Genomic DNA, 18,298 nt, shown 5'->3' with positions numbered 1-18,298 from the left:
AAGACCTATTTTATTTAAGCTTTAAAGATTATATTTTACATATAAAAACCCTTACGGACAAAAATAAGTAAAGATTTCGTCATGTAAAAATATCTTAACGATCAAAGAAACAAAAACATTACTTACTTTTTAACAATGTCAAATAATCCATCAGACTTTAATTTATTGGCTTTACTCGTTTACTACTCTCTTTTTTATCTTGAGAATGTTTTTTAATAAATAATGAATAAATCAGACAAATCAACAAACTTGAAATTGCTATAACAGCTATCATTACACCACCTTTAGATACAGTATGCCATGAGATTAGCTCATATCCCCAAAGATCTAATATTATAAGGATTGCTAAAACCAAAACAATAATTATACTCACTATGCCAAGTAATAGTTTCATAAGTTTAAATATTTTAGTATTAAATGAATTTCGAAAAATTTATAGAATTCTCTTTTTAAGTATTATATTTTATTTAAAATATCTCTTTTTTTCTGATCAAATTCTTCCTGCGTTAGAATTTTTTCATCTAATAAAAGCTTTAATCTTTTAAGCAGTATAACAGTATCATCCTGACTATTTACTGTTGTTAACTCTTCTTTTTTAGAAAAAAGAGATTTTCCTAATTCCATTCCAGCACCTACCTGAAGACCTGCGCCAGCCAATCCTCCTTCATTCTTTGCCGCATCTCGCAATGCTCTAAGCTTTTCAAGTTCAACATAATCCAGTCCCACTTCAGTAGCTGCTTGAGATTCTCTGGTCATTGTAGTAATTGCATTAATATTATCTTGGGTTTTCTCATCAAAACTAGTGGCCTCTATTTGGAAATCTGTCAACAAGATTCCTAGATTATCGATTATAAAGCCAATTTTTTCTTTAATATCAGAAGACATCTCGGTCAAATGAGTATCGATCTCCCGATATGAGTATTTTGATTTAGCTAAATACGATGTCAGTTCTGAAGTAACTCTTGAAATAATGAGTTGTCTTGTATCATCAGCAGTAAAGATGTTTTTCGAGCCTATAAGATTAGTAAATATTTTACGGGCATCTTTGAGTTGTATTGAAAAGTTACCATAAGCTCCCAAAGAGACTGGAAAATTATAAAAGCTATCTACATACTTAATAGGATTTGCAGTTCCCCATCTCTGCCCCACTAATTCTGCTGTTCTGAAATAATAGAGTTGCATTTTATGCTCACTCTCAAAATTCTGGCGGAGTTTTAAAAATGTTGTAATAAATGGATGATTATCAGTTTCTAAAAAATAGGTTCCCTCAATTGTTAAAATATCCTCAATTTTACCTTCATATAATACAATGCAACCCTGACCTGGTAATATGATTAATTTACTGGCATTTTTTATTTCGTCCGTATCAGATTCATATTTATAAAATAAAAGATCCGCGCTTTGATTGCGCCATTCTATAACCGAACTTAATTGCTTTTTAAATAAATTACCAAATCCCATATTTTTCTTTTTTTACAAATTATTACTTTTTCTAAAAGATTAAAAACCAATTTTATATTCTTCTTTTCAATTTATACATTTACTGGTATTTGTCTATTTATCATACCTAATTATAAATTAGAAACTGTAACATATTTTAAGTTTTTACCGTCATCATCTACTACAGCATAATAATTATTGTCAAGCTTTAAAACAAACTTCTTATCAGCATGAATATTATGCTTAAAAAAATAAGTATAACGATCATTTTCAGGCTTGATTGGAACAGTCCATAATAGTTCACCTGTTTCTGTATCTATTCTCTGCAGTAATAATCGTGACTGCTTAGAAGCTGAAGCAGAGCTAATGATTAATAAATGTTTAGCATCGAAATAAGCCAAATATGCATTCATGTATAATCGATTTGGCGTAAAATTCTTATAAGTGATTAAACTAGGATTATTTTCAAATTTATTATAAAATCTTCCTAATGAAGTTATCGGGTCACAAGGACCACCACCATTATATCTATAAGTAATTTTAAAGAGATTATACTGAATTTCATTTTTTTCAGATACAGCTTTAACTGTATACACTATGCTGTCTTTTGCTCTTTTGAATTGTTCGCGGTTCACTATTCTATAAATCGTGTCCGAAGGAAAACTTCTTTTTACTAATGGATAATAGTAATAACTTTTCCCTAGATTTGTCATTGTCTTAAAGCTCTCTCCATAACTTTGTCCAAAATAAGAACTAATTTCAGCAATACCTGAGGTGTATAAAGTATCTTTTTCAAACATACTAACTGTCATATCTTTTATATTCAAACCATTAACATCAACTTCATATACCTTTTGATTGTTGAAAACGATATAAGTTTTATTATTTGAAAACTTAGCCAATTCAATTTTTCCCGAGTCTAACTTATCCAATCCCTCAATTTTTTCTCTTTTCTCGACTTTACCGCTATTTATATCTTTAAAAGAAAAATAACATTCCTCAGTTTCTTTATTATTGAGCGAAGATTTACTAAGAAATTCTAATAAAAGAATTTTATTATTAACAACAACTGGTGTATTAAATACGGAATTGCCAAAATAAGGTTTACTTATATCATTACCTTTTGTGTTAAGAACAGAAAAAAGAACTATAAATGCCACCAAACCAAAAATGATAGGTATTACCTTAAGGAGTGTATTTGGATTAACCGAATTTGAAGAAGCTTGATCAATATGATGATTTACATTGATATTTATATCATCATTATCTAAAAAAAATTGTGTATTACAACTACTACACAGATAATTATCTTCTGATAGTATGGTATGCAGACTGCTTCCGCATTGTGGGCATTTTATTGCCTTAATTTGTTTTGCCATTTGTAATTATTCATTCAAATATTCAGATCTTTAAACTATTTTCTACACTTAAAAAAAACTATTAAATAGTTTAAAAAAATTACAGCAATATTATTCTTAAAAAAAAGCATAAATTACCAGTATGAGACATAATAATATCATTTTAAGCTTATGTTCATGCTAAAATTATTTAGATAGGAAATATTATTTTATAAAAATCAATTAAATATAAAACCCAATCTAACTTATAAAATTTGAGTACTTTATTACTGCTATCATTATCCTTTGTTTAATCCCTATTTATTCACAAACATTAGATATTCATAAAGCAACCCAAGAAACTTAAATTAATAGCGATATTGGCTCAAAACAGAAGAAAGATTCTCCAATTTTTAAAACAGATGACTTAGTCGAAATTTTTATCGATCCAGATGGTGATGGACAAAATTATGTAGAAATTGGCGTAAATGCTTTTTCTACCAATTATGATATGCTTTTAAAATGTATTTCTGCTGAATGCGGCGGATGGAAAACATCTATGGCTTTTGATATTGAGGAATTAGAAACCATAAGTAAAATAACTACTGAAGGTTATTGCACAGAAATTAAAATACCTTTTTCAAGTCTAGTAAAAATCGAAAATGGCAATTTCAAAAAACCCGAAATTGGAACAAAGTGGAAAGGAAATGTTTTTAGAATCGATTATGACAGCAATACTGAATACCTTTCATTACAGCCTTATAAAAGCTTGAAATTTGGTTTTCATCAGCCAGAAGAATTTGCTGTTTTTGAGTTTATGGAATGAGACTTCGTTAATCTTTAATTCAGTATAATTTTGTCATTTCGACCGAAGGGAGAAATCACACTCGAATCTAGACAAAGATTAGATATGCTTTGCAGAGTTTCTTGTGTGATTTCTCCCTTCGGTCGAAATGACAAAATTCAAATCTTACTTCTGACGTTTCTTCAAAACCTCAATAACATCATTCAACTGAAAACCTTTTGCCTGCAATAAAATCAGATAATGAAAAAGTAAATCGGCGCTTTCGCTAAGAAACAAATCATCATTATCATCTTTAGCTTCAATCACCACTTCTACTGCCTCTTCTCCGACTTTTTGAGCAATTTTATTGATTCCTTTTGCAAATAAAGAAGCTACATAACTCTGTTCAGAATCAGCATTTTCTCTGCGGGTTTTGATTGTGTTTTCTAACTGAGAAATAAATCCGTAATTAGCATTGTTTGGTTCTTGCCAGCAAGTATCCGCCCCTGTGTGACAAGTTGGCCCAACTGGTTTAGCTTGAATTAAAAGTGTGTCGCCGTCGCAATCATTTTTTATACTTACTAAATTCAAAAAGTTACCACTCTCCTCGCCTTTCGTCCAAAGTCTTTGTTTTGAACGGCTGAAGAAAGTCACTTTTTGAGTTTCTATTGTTTTTTGAAGCGATTCCTCGTTCATATAACCCAGCATCAATACATTTTTTGTTTCTGAATCCTGAATTATTGCAGGAATTAATCCGTGTGCACTTTTAATATCGATTTCCATAATTGTAGTCTAAAATTGTAAAGTCGAAAGTCTTAAAGTTAAAACTATAATCGAACTTCTATGTTGTTATTTTTTAATTCTTGTTTTAACGCTTTAATTTCAATCTCTTTAAAGTGAAAAACGCTTGCCGCTAAAGCTGCGTCTGCTTTTCCAACTTTGAAAGAATCCACGAAATGATCTATGTTTCCTGCGCCTCCCGAAGCAATAATGGGAATATTCACTAATTCTGAAAGTTTAGCCAAAGCTTCGTTTGCAAAACCATTTTTCGTTCCGTCGTTATCCATTGATGTGAATAATATTTCTCCTGCGCCGCGTTCTGCAACTTCAACTGCCCAATCGAATAGATTTAATTCTGTTGGCACTTTTCCTCCAACTAAATGTACAATCCATTGTCCTTCAATTTGTTTAGCATCTATAGCCACTACAACGCATTGACTGCCAAATTTCTGCGCCAAATCATTAATTAATTGCGGATTCTTTACTGCCGATGAATTAATCGAAACTTTGTCAGCCCCATTATTTAAAAGGATTTCTACATCTTCAACAGATGAAATCCCGCCGCCGACAGTAAACGGAATATTGATTTTTTCTGCTACACTTCGCACCATATTTACCAGCGTTTTACGTCGTTCTTCGGTTGCCGAAATATCTAGAAAAACCAATTCATCAGCACCTTCAGCCGAGTAAATTTCTGCTAATTCAACAGGATCACCGGCATCACGCAAGTCAACGAAATTAACACCTTTTACGGTTCTTCCGTTTTTTATATCTAAACAAGGTATGATTCTTTTTGCTAACATATCTTTAATGTGTCAATTTGAGAATTAGATAATTAGATAATTTTCAGCGCAATGCAAAGAATTATCTAATTGACTAATTATCTCATTTTCTAATTATGAAATTCTCCAGTTGTTTCAAAGTAATTCTTCCCTCATAAATTGCCTTTCCAATAATAGTTCCCTCGCAACCTAATTCGGCTAATTTAGGCAATTCATCAAAAGTTGAAATTCCACCAGAAGCGATTAGTTTTACGCCATTTGCTTCCGCTAAAATTTTGGTGTATAAATCAAAACTCGGCCCTTGAAGCATTCCGTCTTTGGCAATATCAGTACAAATAACATACTGAATTCCTTTTGATTGATAATCTTGAATAAACGGAACTAAATCTTCATTAGATTCTTCTAACCAGCCAGAAACTGCAATTTTTTCATCTTTTGCATCAGCGCCTAAAATGATTTTTTCTGAACCATATTCTAAAATCCATTTTTCAAAAATTGTTCTGTTTTTTACCGCAATACTTCCACCGGTAATTTGATTTGCACCGCTTTCGAAAGCAATTCTCAAATCATCATCTGACTTTAATCCGCCTCCAAAATCAATTTTCAGGCTCGTTTGCGATGCAATTTGTTCTAATATCTTATAATTGACAATTTTACTTGATTTTGCACCGTCAAGATCTACTAAATGCAAATATTCAATTCCGTGCGCTTCAAATGATTTTGCTACTTCAAGCGGGTTTTCATTGTAAATTATTTTGGTATCATAATCACCTTTGGACAAACGAACGCATTTTCCGTCAATGATATCTATGGCTGGTATTATTCTCATTTTATTTTAGTCTTAAAGTTTGAAAGTCGAAAGTCGTAAAGCCTTCTCTGATTTTCAAAATTGATATTTTGATTGATTTTTGATATTGAAATTGGAATTTTACATTCTTAAAAAATTCCCCAAAATCTTTTCCCCAACATCACCACTTTTTTCTGGGTGAAACTGAGTTCCGTAAAAATTATCTTTTTGTAAAGCCGATGCGTATTCAACATCATAATTTGTCGTAGCAATAGATTCTGCACAATTTGGCGCATAAAAACTGTGCACCAAATACATAAATTCATTTTCAGAAATTCCTTTAAACAAATCGGTTTTTAAATCATAAATCTGATTCCAACCCATTTGTGGCACTTTTACGTTGTTTGAAAATTTCAAAACGTCAACATCAAAAATCCCTAAACCTTCTGTATCTCCTTCTTCTGTTTTATTACACATTAACTGCATTCCGAGACAAATTCCTAAAACCGGCTGTTTTAATTGCGGAATCAAACTATTCAAACCGCTTTCGCAGAGTTTAACCATCGCCGAACTCGCCTCGCCTACACCAGGAAAAATCACTTTATCTGCTGACGAAATTTCATTTGGATTATCACTCAAAACAGCTTTAAAACCCAATCTTTCAATAGCAAACATGATGCTTTGAATATTTCCTGCTCCGTAATTTATAATTACTATTTTCATTTTATAAAGCTTTAGGCTTTAAGCTGTAGGCTGTAGGCTTATTGCCTATTGCTTATAGCTTAAAGCATTTTACAGCATTCCTTTCGTCGAAGGCAAAATCATTTTTTCTGTATCTCTTTTTACGGCTACTTTTATTGCTTTCGCGAAAGCTTTAAAGATCGCTTCAATTTTATGATGTTCGTTGATTCCTTCTGCTTTTATGTTTAAATTGGCTTTTGCTCCGTCTGTGAATGATTTGAAGAAATGATAAAACATTTCAGTTGGCATTTTACCTACCATTTCACGTTTAAATTCAGTTTCCCAAATCAGCCAGTTTCTCCCTCCAAAATCAATTGCAGCTTGTGCTAAACAATCATCCATTGGTAAGCAGAACCCATAGCGCTCAATTCCTAATTTATTTCCTAACGCTTTCGCAAAAACTTCTCCAAGTGCAATTGCTGTATCTTCTATTGTGTGATGTTCATCAACTTCAAGATCGCCTTTTACAAGGATTTCCAAATCCATTTGACCGTGACGTGAGATTTGATCTAACATATGATCAAAAAATGCGATTCCTGTGTCTATTTTACTTTTTCCAGTTCCGTCAAGATTTAAATTAATATAAATATCAGTTTCATTGGTTTTACGAGTAATAGACGCTGAGCGTGCTTCTAGTTTCAAAAACTCATAGATTTTCTTCCAATCCATCGTTTGCAAAATAATTGTCTCGTTTAGCTCTTCACGTTTTGAGGATATTTCATTGCTCCCTGCTCCATCTGTATCATTCATGAAAATTGCTTTTGCTCCTAGATTTTTCGCCAATTCAACATCAGTTAAACGATCACCTAAAACAAAAGAATTTTCTAAATCATATTCAGGATTGTTTAAATACTTAGTCAACATTCCCGTTCTAGGTTTGCGAGTTGGCGCATTTTCTTCAGGAAAAGATCTGTCAACAAAAATTTCATCAAACAAAACACCTTCGTTTTCAAAAGCTCTTAAAATGAAATTCTGCGTTGGCCAAAATGTATCTTCTGGAAAACTATCTGTTCCTAATCCGTCCTGATTGGTTACCATTGCCAATTCATAGTCCAATTCATTGGCAATTTTAGCCAAATATTGAAAGGCTTTCGGATAAAACTCTAGTTTATCCAAGCTGTCTAATTGTAAATTTTCTGGTTCTAAAACAATCGTTCCATCACGATCGATAAAAAGTACTTTTTTCATATTTTATTTTTTCTGCCACAGATTGCACGGATTAAAAATGATTTTTTTGTTTGCCACGAATTACACGAATTTTCACTAATTCAATTCGTGTTAATTTGTGAAATTCGTGGCGAAAAATCACGTACAGAAAGAAATCATTCTAATCCTTATAATCTGTGGCTATATTTTTTAGCTTAATAATTTCAATTCTTTAATTAAAACAGCATTTTCCTCTTCTGTTCCAATAGTAAAACGAAGACAATTTTCGCATAAAGGCTGTGTAGTTCTATTACGAATTACGATTCCTTTTTCTATTAATTGATCGTATCTTTTATTAGCATTATCTACTTTTACCAGAACAAAATTTGCTTCTGTAGGATATACTTTTTCAACAAAATTAACATCAAGTAAAACCTTAAGTAATTCCTCTCTTTGCTTTATAATAGAAGCTATTTCTTGTTTTATCTTTTCAGTATCTTTTAAACGCTCTTTAGCTCTTTGCTGTGTTAATTCGTTTACATTGTAAGGCGGTTTAATTTTGTTTAAAACTGAAACAACAGCTTCGGAACCATAACAGATTCCTAAACGAATTCCTGCCAAACCGTAAGCTTTTGAAAGTGTTTGTGTAATAACTAAATTTGGATATTCGTCAATTTCTGCAAGCCAGCTTTCTTTATCCGAAAAATCGATATAAGCTTCATCAATAACAACTAATCCATTAAAATTTTGCAGTAGTTTTACAACACTTTCATCTGAAAATGAATTTCCGGTTGGATTGTTTGGCGAACATAAAAAGATAATTTTTGTATTGTCGTCAACTGCTTCTAAAATCTTTTCAACTTGCGGCTGGAAATCAGTAGAAAGTAAAATCTCTCTATTTTCTACAGCATTGATATTTGCCAAAACACCATACATTCCGTATGTTGGCGGTAACGAAATAATATTGTCTTTTTTGGGTTCACAGAAAGCTCTAAAAAGTAAATCTAAAACTTCGTCACTTCCGTTTCCTAACAAAATCTGACTTTGTTTTACGTTATTGTTTTTTGCCAAAATTGCTTTAACTGAATTTTGCTGCGGATCTGGATAACGGTTTACACCATTTTGAAACGGATTTTCGTTAGCATCCAAAAAAATCATTTGGGCTGTATCAAAATCTTCAAACTCATCTCTCGCAGAAGAATATGGTTTTAAAGATTTTACGTTTTCACGTGTTATTGTATTTATATCGAAAGTACTCATTGTTTTGTCTTTTTAAGAAGTAAGAACTAAGATGAAAGACTTTGTAAAATCTTGCTTCTTTTCTCTTTCTTCTTCCTTTGTCTTTTATTTTAAACTCTTCAATCTCAAGGTAACAGCATTTTTATGCGCTTGTAAACCTTCGGCTTCAGCCATAGTTTCGATCGCTTTACCGATGTTTTGAATTCCTTTTTCAGATATTTTCTGAAATGTCATTGATTTTGTAAAACTATCTAGATTTACACCGCTGTAGTTTTTTGCATAACCATTGGTAGGAAGCGTGTGATTTGTTCCTGAAGCATAATCTCCAGCACTTTCTGGCGTATAATTTCCAATAAAAACAGATCCCGCATTTATAATTCCGTTACAATAAAAATCATCATACTGCGAGCAGATAATGAAGTGTTCTGGACCATACTCATTGATTAAATCTAAAGCAATTTGATCATTTTCGACATAAATCAATTTTGAATTTTCGATTGCTTTTATTGCAATGGCTTTTCTTGGAAGTACTTCTATCTGAGATTGAATTTCCTTTTCTACTGCGTCAATTAGTCTTTTAGAAGTTGAAACTAAAATTACCTGACTATCTGTTCCGTGTTCTGCCTGCGACAACAAATCTGAAGCTACAAATGCCGGAACTGCAGTATCATCGGCAACAATTAATAATTCTGATGGTCCGGCCGGCATATCGATTGCAACACCAAACTGGGTTGCTAATTGTTTTGCCACTGTCACAAACTGATTTCCTGGTCCGAAAATTTTATACACTTTAGGAATTGATTGTGTACCAAAAGTCATTCCTGCAATTGCCTGAATTCCGCCGACTTTCAAAATTTTAGTTACACCGCATAAATTTGCTGCATACAAAATCGCTGGGTTTATTTTTCCTGTTTTATCTGGCGGCGAACATAATACAATCTCTTTACAACCCGCAATTTCAGCAGGAACAGCAAGCATTAAAACGGTTGAGAACAAAGGAGCCGTTCCGCCTGGAATATACAATCCGATTTTTTGAATTGGTCTTTTCTCCTGCCAACAATTTACCCCTTCAATTGTTTCAATTTCAACTCGATCTGTTTTCTGAGCACTGTGAAATTTGTAAATATTGTCTTTTGCGAGCTGAATAGCTTCTTTTAATTCATTTGGAATTAAAGCAATTGCTTCTTTTATCTCTACTGTTGAAACTTCGTAATTATCTAAAGAAATCCCATCAAAAATTGAAGTGTATTTTGCAACGGCTTCATCACCTTTTTTCTGTACTTCTTTAAAAATTTCTTTTACTGTAACCTCAATATCATCAATAGTTTGAGTTGGTCTTTTTAATATTTCTGACCAAGTATCTTGTTTTGGATTGTCTATTTTATTCATTGTTTTTATGCTTTATGCTTATTTGCTATAGGCTTTAAGCTATAGGCTTTAAGCTTTCTTACTTTGTGTTTTTTTTCGGCATAAAGCTTAAAGCTTACTGCCTAAAGCGGGCAAAGCCCTACAGAACCATTTTTTCAATTGGGCAAACTAAAATTCCTTCGGCACCTGCATCTTTCAATTTATCAATTACATCCCAGAAAGTATCTTTATCAATTACAGAGTGTACACTGCTCCAGCCTTCCTGTGCTAACGGCAAAACGGTTAAACTTCTTAAAACTGGAAGAATTTTTCCTATTTCATCAATTTTTTCGTTTGGAACGTTCATCAAGATATATTTCGAATTTCTTGCTCTTAAAACAGATTGTATTCTGAATTTTAAGGTATCGATATGTTTTTGAATTTCTGGTGAAACTTTTGGTGAAACGGCCAAAACTGCTTCACTTTTCAAAATCACTTCTACTTCTTTTAAGTTGTTTTTGAATAAAGTACTTCCGCTTGAAACGATGTCAACAATAGCATCGGCAAGGCCAATGTTTGGGGCAATTTCTACAGAACCCGAAATTTGGTGAATATCTACTGTTAATCCAAAAGAATTGAAGTATTCGTTAACTGTGTTTGGATAAGAGGTTGCAACTCTTAAACCTGCCAAATCTTGAACCGAATTGTATTCGAAGGTTTTAGGAACTGCTACAGATACTTTACATTTTGAAAATCCCAGTCGCTGTACAACTTCAATTTCTTTGCCTTTTTCGACCAAAAGATTGTCGCCAACAATTGCTAAATCGACTACTCCATCAATTAAATATTGAGGAATATCTGAATTTCTAAGGTATAAAACTTCAAGAGGAAAATTAGAAGCTTCGGCTTTTAACTGGTCTATTCCGTTGTTGATTGAAATACCGCAGTCTTTTAGGATTTGAATGCTGTCTTCGTTTAAACGACCTGATTTTTGAATTGCAATTTTTAAAGTACTCATTTTTTAGTTTTTTTTTTGAATTAATAGTTTGAGTACAAAGAATTGGTATAAAAAAACCCGTTTGATGTACTCAAACGGGTTTTAAAATATGATGATTTACACACATACCATTAACACATCGCTTGAGAGCAATAATGAAAATGATGATGATGTAATTGATTTGAAATCATTGTTTGGTTTGTTTTATAATTCTTTGATTCGTTTGCAAATATAATAGTTAATTTCATAAAAAAGCAATTTTTAATATAACTTAACGATAGTTTATTGTTAAAAAAAAGCTCAAGCCTTGTTTTCATTGCATTCTTTCAATCTACTACAACGTTTTCACTTCTTCGTTAAAAACTAAAATAACTGATGTTCCTACATCAATTTTGCTGTCTATTTTAAATTTTATATCAAGTAAATCTGTAATTCTTTTTACGATAGATAATCCTAATCCAGTCCCTTTAATTTCGGGATGTTCTGTAGATTTAGATCTAAAAAACGGATTAAAAATGTTCTCCAGATCTTCTTTAGCAATACCAATTCCGTTATCAGAAATTTTACAGCTTGTTTTCCCATTTTGATTGAACAACAAAATGGAAACTTCTCCTTTACTTTCTGTATATTTAATCGCATTTGAAATAATATTTCTCAAAATCGTAATAACTAGAAAATTATCGGACTGAACATAATAATCTTTTTCGGCTTCAAATTTAATATTGATATGTTTGCTTTTAATTTTCTCAGAATTCAAAGTAAGAACATCTAAAATTATCGAATTTAGGTATACTAATTCTGTATTTACATCTTGCTTTTGATTTTCAAATCGAGCCATTAACAACAACTGATCTACTAGTAAATTTAAATGATCTACTTCTCGAATGCAATAATTAATTTTTTCTTCATATTCTTTATTATCACGAGGTTTACGTATAAGAACTTCAAGCGTACCTTTAATCACTGTAAGAGGTGTTCTTAATTCGTGAGAAGCATCTGAAGTAAATTGCTTTTCGCGTTCAATTGCATCTTCAATCCTATTTAATAAATTGTTTATGGTCTTTGAAAGCGTGTATAATTCGTCCCGCGTTTTGGGCAGCGGAATACGTGTTTTCAGATTATCTTTGGTAATGATCTTCGACGTATTTATAATTGCATTTATTGGTTTTATGCTTCGTCCTGCAAAAAAACGGGCAATAAAAAACAGCAGCAGCAGAATCCCTAAAAACGACAAACTCATAATTTCGAACAAATTATTAAGCACCATTTTTGAGTCGGCTAGTGACATTGCAACAATAATATATCCTATTTTCTTATTATTAACATGAAGTGAAACTTGAATTTGTCTAATTGCATGATCTCCCATCATAGTATCGAACAATTCATAATCTTCTACTGAATCTTTAAACTGAAGCGTTTCTGTTTTTAAATTGGGTGCTTTTTCAATAACTCTTTTTTTCAAATCTAAGAACTGTACAAAAACAGGATTCACATCTATTGTATTGTGCTCACGTTCTTTCCATTCCTCTGCATCAATTAGAATTACTTTGCCGTTTACGACTTTTATTTCTTCTAAATGATTTTGAATTTCAACTTTTATTTTTTCATCAATATGACTGTAAACGGTGTGTTTTACAATAGAATAAATAACCGAAAAAACAGCTGCAATCAATAAACCTGTAGTAATTATGTAATTTAATGCAATTCTGTTTTTAAAAGAAAGCTGTACCATTTATAAGTCGTTAGCGATGTAACCTATACCTCGAATTGTTTTTATATAATCTTCTTCTATTTTCAGCTTTAATTTTTTACGAATGGCGTTCATAAAAACATCAATTACACCTGTATCATATTCAAAATTAATTTCCCAAACATCTTTCAAAATCTGATTTCGAGTACAAACTTTTCCTTTATTTTTAATTAAATAAGTAAGCAATTCGAATTCTCTTTGTGTTAATGCAATTTCTTCGTCGCTTTTCAAAACTATATGTTTTGATAAATCAATTTTAATTGCACCTAATGAAAGAACTTCTGTACCTTTTCTATTTCTAAAATGAACTTTTATACGCTCCACTAATTCTTCAAAACTAAATGGCTTTTTGATATAATCATTTGCCCCAGCTTTTAAACCTTCAATAGTTTCTTGTACAGTATCTTTAGCAGTCAAAAAAATAATAGGCGTAATTTGATCTTTGATTCTAATTGCTTTGCATAAATCTAAACCATTAATTTTAGGAAGCATCCAGTCTAGTAAAATCAAGTCAAATTTTTGCTCCTGCGTTAATTCAAATCCTTTAGAACCATCGTTTGCAGTAGTAACCTTATAACCCTCTTCCTGCAATCCCTGCTGCAAAAACTGAACGATACCTAACTCATCTTCTACGATTAAAATATGCATATGTCTTTCTATTAAGATTAACGTTTAAATAGTCAAAGATAAATATTTTAAGTTTCTGAAAATACTAAAGCTCACTCGAATAAGCTATAATATTGATCTTAAGGAAACATTAAGTTAACACTAAGTAAGGTAAAAGGCGAACTTAATCTCGTATTAATGAATCAGAATTAATTTTGCAGAAAACAAATTACCATGACACTTTATAAAAAGCTTTCTCCTTTTTACAATCTTGCTGTATTTTATTTTATAGTAAGTTTTGTACTTCGTACTATTTTGTTTTTCCATCCTATAACTCAAACTTCTTTTACAACATTAGAAAGTCTGAAGATCTTCTGTTTAGGGTTAACATCGGATTTTTTCGTTTTTGTTGTTGCTGGATTCTTTTTATGGTTATACCTTATATTTATTTCAAATTCTAAATACAACAAACCTTCAGGGTATATTATTTTAGGCGTTTTAATAACTGCTTTTCTTTATGTTGCTTCTGGAAAAAGCATTTTTGATGAATATGGCGGTGCTTTACCCAAAATAGTTCTAATTTTTATAGGAATCAAAACGGCTCTTTTTGCGCTCTTACTTTTTCTTCCAAAATGGAGAGATAAAATTAGATTCTGGCTTTTTGCTTTTGTTATTTTTTTATACGTATTATTGATTCTTCAAAACGGATTAAGCGAGTACTTTTTCTGGAATGAATTTGGAGTAAAATACAACTTTATTGCTGTTAATTATTTGATTTACACCAATGAAGTTATTGGAAACATCATGCAGTCTTATCCCGTTATTCCGATATTTTCTGGTTTATTTTTAATTACAGGAGTCATAACATATTATATTTTAAAATCATCGAGAGCATATATTAATGAAATTCCGACTTTAAAAGAAAAAATACAAATTTCAGGTATTTATTGGTGTTTACTTTTAGTCTCTTTGGTTGCGATTCCATCTTTAGCAAAAACAGAAAATTCAAAAAATATTTTTGTTAACGAATTGCAATCAAACGGCTTATATAAATTCTATTTGGCTTTTCAGAACAACAAACTTGATTATTTTAAATTTTACAAAACAATTCCACACGACAAAGCTTTTGCAATTCTAAAAGAGCAATTTCCTACAATTTCCCCAGAAGACACAACACACCAAATAAAAAGTGACTCTGCTGAAAATCGCAAAAATGTTGTTTTAATTACAATAGAAAGCTTAAGTGCTGATTTCATGAAAGCTTATGGAAACTCGCAAAATATTACTCCTTTTCTAGATAGTTTGTCACAAAAAAGTCTGCAGTTTACCAATTTGTATGCTGCAGGAAATAGAACTGTTCGCGGTCTCGAAGCTGTAACTTTATGTCTGCCGCCAACTGCAGGAGAAAGTGTTGTAAAAAGAGAGGATAATAAAAATAAATTTTCGACTGGAGCCTTATTCAAACAAAAAGGATATAATGTGAAGTTTATGTACGGCGGAGATGCTTTCTTTGATAATATGAGGGATTTTTATTCTGGTAATGATTATCAAATTATAGATAAATCAAGTTTTGCACCAGAAGAAATCACTTTTTCTAATGTTTGGGGCGTATGTGATGAAGACATGTATAAAAAAGCGGTCAAAATAATGACGGCTGAAGCTAAAGAAAATAAACCCTTCTTTAATCATATTATGACGGTCAGCAACCACAGACCTTTTACATATCCTAATAATAAAATTGATATTCCAGGTGATATAAAATCTCGCGACGGCGGCGTAAAATATACGGATTATGCATTGCGTAAGTTTTTTGAAATGGCTCGCAAGCAACCTTGGTTTAACAATACAGTTTTTGTAATCGTAGCTGATCATTGTGCATCAAGCGCTGGAAAAACAGAACTGCCTTTGGATAAATACAGAATTCCGGCAATTATTTACACTCCGAATGGAAAACCTGAAAAATGTGAAAAATTGATGTCGCAGATTGATCTTATGCCGACTTTATTTGGATTACTGCATTTTGATTATCATAGTAAATTCTTTGGTCAAGACGTTTTAAAACCAACTTACAAACCAAGAGCTTTTATTGCAACTTATCAGGATTTGGGATTAATAAAAGATAATGTACTGACCATTTTATCTCCTAAACAGCAAGTTAAACAGTTCTCACTGAAAATAAATCCTAAAACAGGTGTTGCTCCTGAATTTCAACTTGATTATGACGAAATTCCATTAAAAACAGAGAAACTAAGTTTGGTAAATGAAACGATTTCTTATTATCAATCGGCTTCGTATATGTTGAAGGAAAAGAAATATCAGAAATAATTTCTTTTAAAATTTCAAATTCTATTATACACAAAAGCCTCAATTTCAAATGAAATTGAGGCTTTTCTTTAGTATTGTCATGTTTTCAAGTTGAAACTTCTAACTAAAAGATCTAGTCGTTTTGATTCTTCATTCCGAATAAATCTCCTTTTTGAAACAATTTCAAATCATCTTGTAAAGCTTGATGATTTCTTTGTGTAACAGCCGACGAATCTAAATCGCTTAAATCTGGTTTTCCAGCATTTACCCATGCTGTGTACCAAAAACTTGCTGTTGCAGTAATCGCTTTTTTCATTTGAGTTTCAACCATTCCATTTAAATCCTGGTGCAATTTTTTCGCATACTCATCAGAGAAAACTGGTGTATTGTATTTGCTTTTTAATACTTTTCCATCTGTATCCATTTTAAAAACCTGATTTTCTGGAGTTGCAGTTCTTAACTTTTTGTCAATATCTAATAACGGTTTCACTAAGCTGTGTGTATCGTTTATCATATCCCAAGTTGCCTTATGAACATCAGCATAATATTGAGCTTCAGGAATATTTAACTTGTAATTTTTAGCAAATAACTCAGGAAGTCTGCTTTCCCAAAGAGAATGAATCCCTTTTTGATCGCTCAATTGTCCGTCATGATTTGCCGAAGTATGTAATGGCATATGTGCATCACCAATATAATGACCTAAATCTGCAGCAAGAAATAAAATTTCTGCTCTATTTTTATCTTTAAAAGCTTTGGTTAACTTAACCATCATATCTTCAATATACCAAGGCAAGATTCCGTTATTATTTAGAAACTTACTATCGTATTTTTTCTTTGCTTCTTCTAAAGTTTTTGGAATACTATCAGCAGAACCAAAGTTTTCCATATCAAAATAATGCCTAGGATTCTCTTCTTTGTAATTTAAAGCATATTTACGAATATCTGGAACAGATGCTTCTTGTGTAATAAAATCAATGTGATTGTAAAAGAAAATCTGAAGTGGTTTTGGTAAAGCCATTACAGCGGCTTTATTAATTCTTTCATGGCCTACAATTCCCCATGATAAAGTAAAAAAACCTATGATTAATGCAAAAAACGCAATTAATTTTGGTCTCATTTTGAAGTTTTTCATTTTTGTTTTTATTTGAGAGACAAATTTACCTTATTTAAAGATAATTTAAAAGAATCGTTTTTAAGATTCTTTTAATTTAACCTCTAACCATTTTTAAACCATATAAATATGATAAATATAAAATCGTCAGAATTTTTCTTGTATGTTTGTTACGGTATTAAATCTTACAAATATGCGCCTCTTTATTCTTAATTTAACTCTCTTTTTTAGTTCAATTTGTTTAGCTCAAGAAACTGATATACAATTAAAAAATATCAGTGATACTATTCTAAACACAAAAAGAGTACTTAAAATATCTGGTTCTCTTGATCCTGTAAAGGCAATGCAGAAATTATTTCCAGGTAAATTATACAACTTATCAGATCATAATACATTTGTAAGCTGGAAATGCAGCAACTGTAAACCACAGCCTTTTATTGATGCAAATGGTGTTGAGGGAAATCAGCTTTTTCCATATAAAGAAGGTGTTGCGACAAGAGTTCTAAGCAATATCGATTATTCTGACTCAAAAGGAAATCAATTTAAATTATTGACTTTCAATCATTCTTATTATGATGCTGATGGTTTGCAAACGGGGCGTTTTTACGGCGGACTAATTGGTGTTGCTAAATTTGCTAAAAATGGAACCGTTTGGGAAATGAAATCTTTTCAACCCGCTATCGCCGCTTTTGGTGCGTTCTCAAGAGCGCCTTCACCAAAACTTGTCGAAATTGGCGAAGACCAATATGCGTTTACCATAGAACATGCAAACGGCGGTGCTGGCGCTCCTTATAATGGTTACTTATATCTTATTGCTGGTTTTGATGGTAAATACCAGCCTTTAATGGAATTAGGTTATTATTCTTTATTTAATAACGGTGGAAATTCTGAATGGTCTAGCTCATACAAAGTAATCAACGATGGTAAGAAAAAGTTTTTTAGAGATTTTTTAATTACTACAACTGGTTTTTATAAAAAACCAAAAGGCAGTGAAGATGATTATGAGGTAGATTTGCCAGCAGAAATTATTGAACTGGCAAAAACTAAAAAACAGTTTAATTTTGTAATTGAAAAAAGACTTAGTTTTTCTGGAAAATGGTATAAAATTACAGGAAAACCAGCTGTCAAATTCTCAAATATAAAATAA

18 protein-coding genes are annotated in these 18,298 nt (G+C 31.5%); 4 read left to right on the top strand and 14 right to left on the bottom strand.

The window, feature by feature from the left end; translation table 11 throughout:
- Positions 1-157: 157 nt before the first annotated feature.
- The 3 genes from ACHRVL_RS14490 to ACHRVL_RS14480 all read right to left on the bottom strand — a co-directional run bounded on the left by ACHRVL_RS14490 (position 158) and on the right by ACHRVL_RS14480 (position 2,819).
- Positions 158-394, bottom strand: coding sequence for a hypothetical protein (locus tag ACHRVL_RS14490; protein WP_395413934.1), 237 nt, complete (start codon positions 392-394; stop codon positions 158-160).
- A 62-nt stretch (positions 395-456) separates the two neighbouring features.
- On the bottom strand, positions 457-1,461 hold the full coding sequence (locus tag ACHRVL_RS14485; RefSeq protein WP_395413932.1) for an SPFH domain-containing protein: 1,005 nt from the start codon (positions 1,459-1,461) through the stop codon (positions 457-459).
- Between the two features lie 110 nt (positions 1,462-1,571).
- The gene (locus ACHRVL_RS14480) at positions 1,572-2,819 is read right to left on the bottom strand and encodes a hypothetical protein (RefSeq protein WP_395413930.1); all 1,248 of its coding nucleotides are present in this window, start codon (positions 2,817-2,819) and stop codon (positions 1,572-1,574) included.
- 325 nt (positions 2,820-3,144) lie between these two features.
- On the opposite strand from ACHRVL_RS14480, the gene ACHRVL_RS14475 reads away from it, so the two are divergent.
- Entirely contained in the window at positions 3,145-3,603 is a 459-nt protein-coding gene (locus ACHRVL_RS14475) for a carbohydrate-binding family 9-like protein (RefSeq protein WP_395414199.1), read from the top strand.
- A 144-nt stretch (positions 3,604-3,747) separates the two neighbouring features.
- On the opposite strand, the gene hisIE is transcribed toward ACHRVL_RS14475, so the two are convergent.
- The 8 genes from hisIE to hisG form a co-directional block, all read right to left on the bottom strand.
- Positions 3,748-4,344: a bifunctional phosphoribosyl-AMP cyclohydrolase/phosphoribosyl-ATP diphosphatase HisIE gene (hisIE, locus tag ACHRVL_RS14470; RefSeq protein ID WP_089055996.1), complete on the bottom strand. Its 597-nt coding sequence runs from the start codon at positions 4,342-4,344 to the stop codon at positions 3,748-3,750.
- A 44-nt stretch (positions 4,345-4,388) separates the two neighbouring features.
- Positions 4,389-5,144 (bottom strand): imidazole glycerol phosphate synthase subunit HisF, encoded by a 756-nt coding sequence (gene hisF / locus ACHRVL_RS14465; RefSeq protein WP_395413928.1) that lies wholly within the window; start codon positions 5,142-5,144, stop codon positions 4,389-4,391.
- 82 nt (positions 5,145-5,226) lie between these two features.
- Positions 5,227-5,952: a 1-(5-phosphoribosyl)-5-[(5-phosphoribosylamino)methylideneamino]imidazole-4-carboxamide isomerase gene (hisA, locus tag ACHRVL_RS14460; RefSeq protein ID WP_395413927.1), complete on the bottom strand. Its 726-nt coding sequence runs from the start codon at positions 5,950-5,952 to the stop codon at positions 5,227-5,229.
- Positions 5,953-6,051: 99 nt separating this feature from the next.
- Positions 6,052-6,633 (bottom strand): imidazole glycerol phosphate synthase subunit HisH, encoded by a 582-nt coding sequence (hisH, locus tag ACHRVL_RS14455; protein ID WP_395413924.1) that lies wholly within the window; start codon positions 6,631-6,633, stop codon positions 6,052-6,054.
- 69 nt (positions 6,634-6,702) lie between these two features.
- Entirely contained in the window at positions 6,703-7,839 is a 1,137-nt protein-coding gene (gene hisB / locus ACHRVL_RS14450) for a bifunctional histidinol-phosphatase/imidazoleglycerol-phosphate dehydratase HisB (protein WP_395413921.1), read from the bottom strand.
- A 168-nt stretch (positions 7,840-8,007) separates the two neighbouring features.
- A complete protein-coding gene (gene hisC, locus ACHRVL_RS14445; RefSeq protein WP_395413918.1) occupies positions 8,008-9,057 on the bottom strand; it encodes a histidinol-phosphate transaminase in 1,050 nt (349 codons plus the stop codon).
- 84 nt (positions 9,058-9,141) lie between these two features.
- On the bottom strand, positions 9,142-10,425 hold the full coding sequence (gene hisD / locus ACHRVL_RS14440) for a histidinol dehydrogenase (RefSeq protein ID WP_395413915.1): 1,284 nt from the start codon (positions 10,423-10,425) through the stop codon (positions 9,142-9,144).
- A gap of 118 nt (positions 10,426-10,543) precedes the next feature.
- The gene (gene hisG / locus ACHRVL_RS14435; protein WP_089056003.1) at positions 10,544-11,401 is read right to left on the bottom strand and encodes an ATP phosphoribosyltransferase; all 858 of its coding nucleotides are present in this window, start codon (positions 11,399-11,401) and stop codon (positions 10,544-10,546) included.
- Positions 11,402-11,489: 88 nt separating this feature from the next.
- Between hisG and ACHRVL_RS14430 the strand changes: the two genes are divergently transcribed.
- Complete coding sequence (locus tag ACHRVL_RS14430; RefSeq protein WP_256371701.1) at positions 11,490-11,615, top strand: hypothetical protein; 126 nt, start codon at positions 11,490-11,492, stop codon at positions 11,613-11,615.
- 99 nt (positions 11,616-11,714) lie between these two features.
- On the opposite strand, the gene ACHRVL_RS14425 is transcribed toward ACHRVL_RS14430, so the two are convergent.
- Together ACHRVL_RS14425 and ACHRVL_RS14420 are read right to left on the bottom strand one after the other, a co-directional pair.
- Positions 11,715-13,112, bottom strand: a complete 1,398-nt coding sequence (locus ACHRVL_RS14425; RefSeq protein WP_395413913.1) for a sensor histidine kinase — start codon at positions 13,110-13,112, stop codon at positions 11,715-11,717.
- The gene (locus ACHRVL_RS14420; RefSeq protein ID WP_395413911.1) at positions 13,113-13,778 is read right to left on the bottom strand and encodes a response regulator transcription factor; all 666 of its coding nucleotides are present in this window, start codon (positions 13,776-13,778) and stop codon (positions 13,113-13,115) included.
- 192 nt (positions 13,779-13,970) lie between these two features.
- On the opposite strand from ACHRVL_RS14420, the gene ACHRVL_RS14415 reads away from it, so the two are divergent.
- Complete coding sequence (locus ACHRVL_RS14415) at positions 13,971-16,061, top strand: LTA synthase family protein (RefSeq protein WP_395413909.1); 2,091 nt, start codon at positions 13,971-13,973, stop codon at positions 16,059-16,061.
- A gap of 112 nt (positions 16,062-16,173) precedes the next feature.
- On the opposite strand, the gene ACHRVL_RS14410 is transcribed toward ACHRVL_RS14415, so the two are convergent.
- Complete coding sequence (locus ACHRVL_RS14410; protein WP_395413907.1) at positions 16,174-17,172, bottom strand: zinc dependent phospholipase C family protein; 999 nt, start codon at positions 17,170-17,172, stop codon at positions 16,174-16,176.
- A 142-nt stretch (positions 17,173-17,314) separates the two neighbouring features.
- On the opposite strand from ACHRVL_RS14410, the gene ACHRVL_RS14405 reads away from it, so the two are divergent.
- Complete coding sequence (locus ACHRVL_RS14405; protein ID WP_395413905.1) at positions 17,315-18,298, top strand: hypothetical protein; 984 nt, start codon at positions 17,315-17,317, stop codon at positions 18,296-18,298.

The sequence above is a fragment of the Flavobacterium sp. FlaQc-28 genome, from assembly GCF_044007415.1.
In the GTDB taxonomy this organism is placed as follows: Bacteria; Bacteroidota; Bacteroidia; order Flavobacteriales; family Flavobacteriaceae; genus Flavobacterium.
This window is presented reverse-complemented; position numbering and strand designations above follow the sequence as displayed.

What these genes read in the sequence shown, in the direction of transcription:
- ACHRVL_RS14490 (WP_395413934.1), bottom strand. Translation starts at nt 394, where the DNA reads ATGAAACTATTACTTGGCATAGTGAGTATAATTATTGTTTTGGTTTTA.
- ACHRVL_RS14485 (WP_395413932.1), bottom strand. Translation starts at nt 1,461, where the DNA reads ATGGGATTTGGTAATTTATTTAAAAAGCAATTAAGTTCGGTTATAGAA.
- ACHRVL_RS14480 (WP_395413930.1), bottom strand. Translation starts at nt 2,819, where the DNA reads ATGGCAAAACAAATTAAGGCAATAAAATGCCCACAATGCGGAAGCAGT.
- hisIE (WP_089055996.1), bottom strand. Translation starts at nt 4,344, where the DNA reads ATGGAAATCGATATTAAAAGTGCACACGGATTAATTCCTGCAATAATT.
- hisF (WP_395413928.1), bottom strand. Translation starts at nt 5,144, where the DNA reads ATGTTAGCAAAAAGAATCATACCTTGTTTAGATATAAAAAACGGAAGA.
- hisA (WP_395413927.1), bottom strand. Translation starts at nt 5,952, where the DNA reads ATGAGAATAATACCAGCCATAGATATCATTGACGGAAAATGCGTTCGT.
- hisH (WP_395413924.1), bottom strand. Translation starts at nt 6,633, where the DNA reads ATGAAAATAGTAATTATAAATTACGGAGCAGGAAATATTCAAAGCATC.
- hisB (WP_395413921.1), bottom strand. Translation starts at nt 7,839, where the DNA reads ATGAAAAAAGTACTTTTTATCGATCGTGATGGAACGATTGTTTTAGAA.
- hisC (WP_395413918.1), bottom strand. Translation starts at nt 9,057, where the DNA reads ATGAGTACTTTCGATATAAATACAATAACACGTGAAAACGTAAAATCT.
- hisD (WP_395413915.1), bottom strand. Translation starts at nt 10,425, where the DNA reads ATGAATAAAATAGACAATCCAAAACAAGATACTTGGTCAGAAATATTA.
- hisG (WP_089056003.1), bottom strand. Translation starts at nt 11,401, where the DNA reads ATGAGTACTTTAAAAATTGCAATTCAAAAATCAGGTCGTTTAAACGAA.
- ACHRVL_RS14430 (WP_256371701.1), top strand. Translation starts at nt 11,490, where the DNA reads ATGATGATTTACACACATACCATTAACACATCGCTTGAGAGCAATAAT.
- ACHRVL_RS14425 (WP_395413913.1), bottom strand. Translation starts at nt 13,112, where the DNA reads ATGGTACAGCTTTCTTTTAAAAACAGAATTGCATTAAATTACATAATT.
- ACHRVL_RS14420 (WP_395413911.1), bottom strand. Translation starts at nt 13,778, where the DNA reads ATGCATATTTTAATCGTAGAAGATGAGTTAGGTATCGTTCAGTTTTTG.
- ACHRVL_RS14415 (WP_395413909.1), top strand. Translation starts at nt 13,971, where the DNA reads ATGACACTTTATAAAAAGCTTTCTCCTTTTTACAATCTTGCTGTATTT.
- ACHRVL_RS14410 (WP_395413907.1), bottom strand. Translation starts at nt 17,172, where the DNA reads ATGAAAAACTTCAAAATGAGACCAAAATTAATTGCGTTTTTTGCATTA.
- ACHRVL_RS14405 (WP_395413905.1), top strand. Translation starts at nt 17,315, where the DNA reads ATGTTTGTTACGGTATTAAATCTTACAAATATGCGCCTCTTTATTCTT.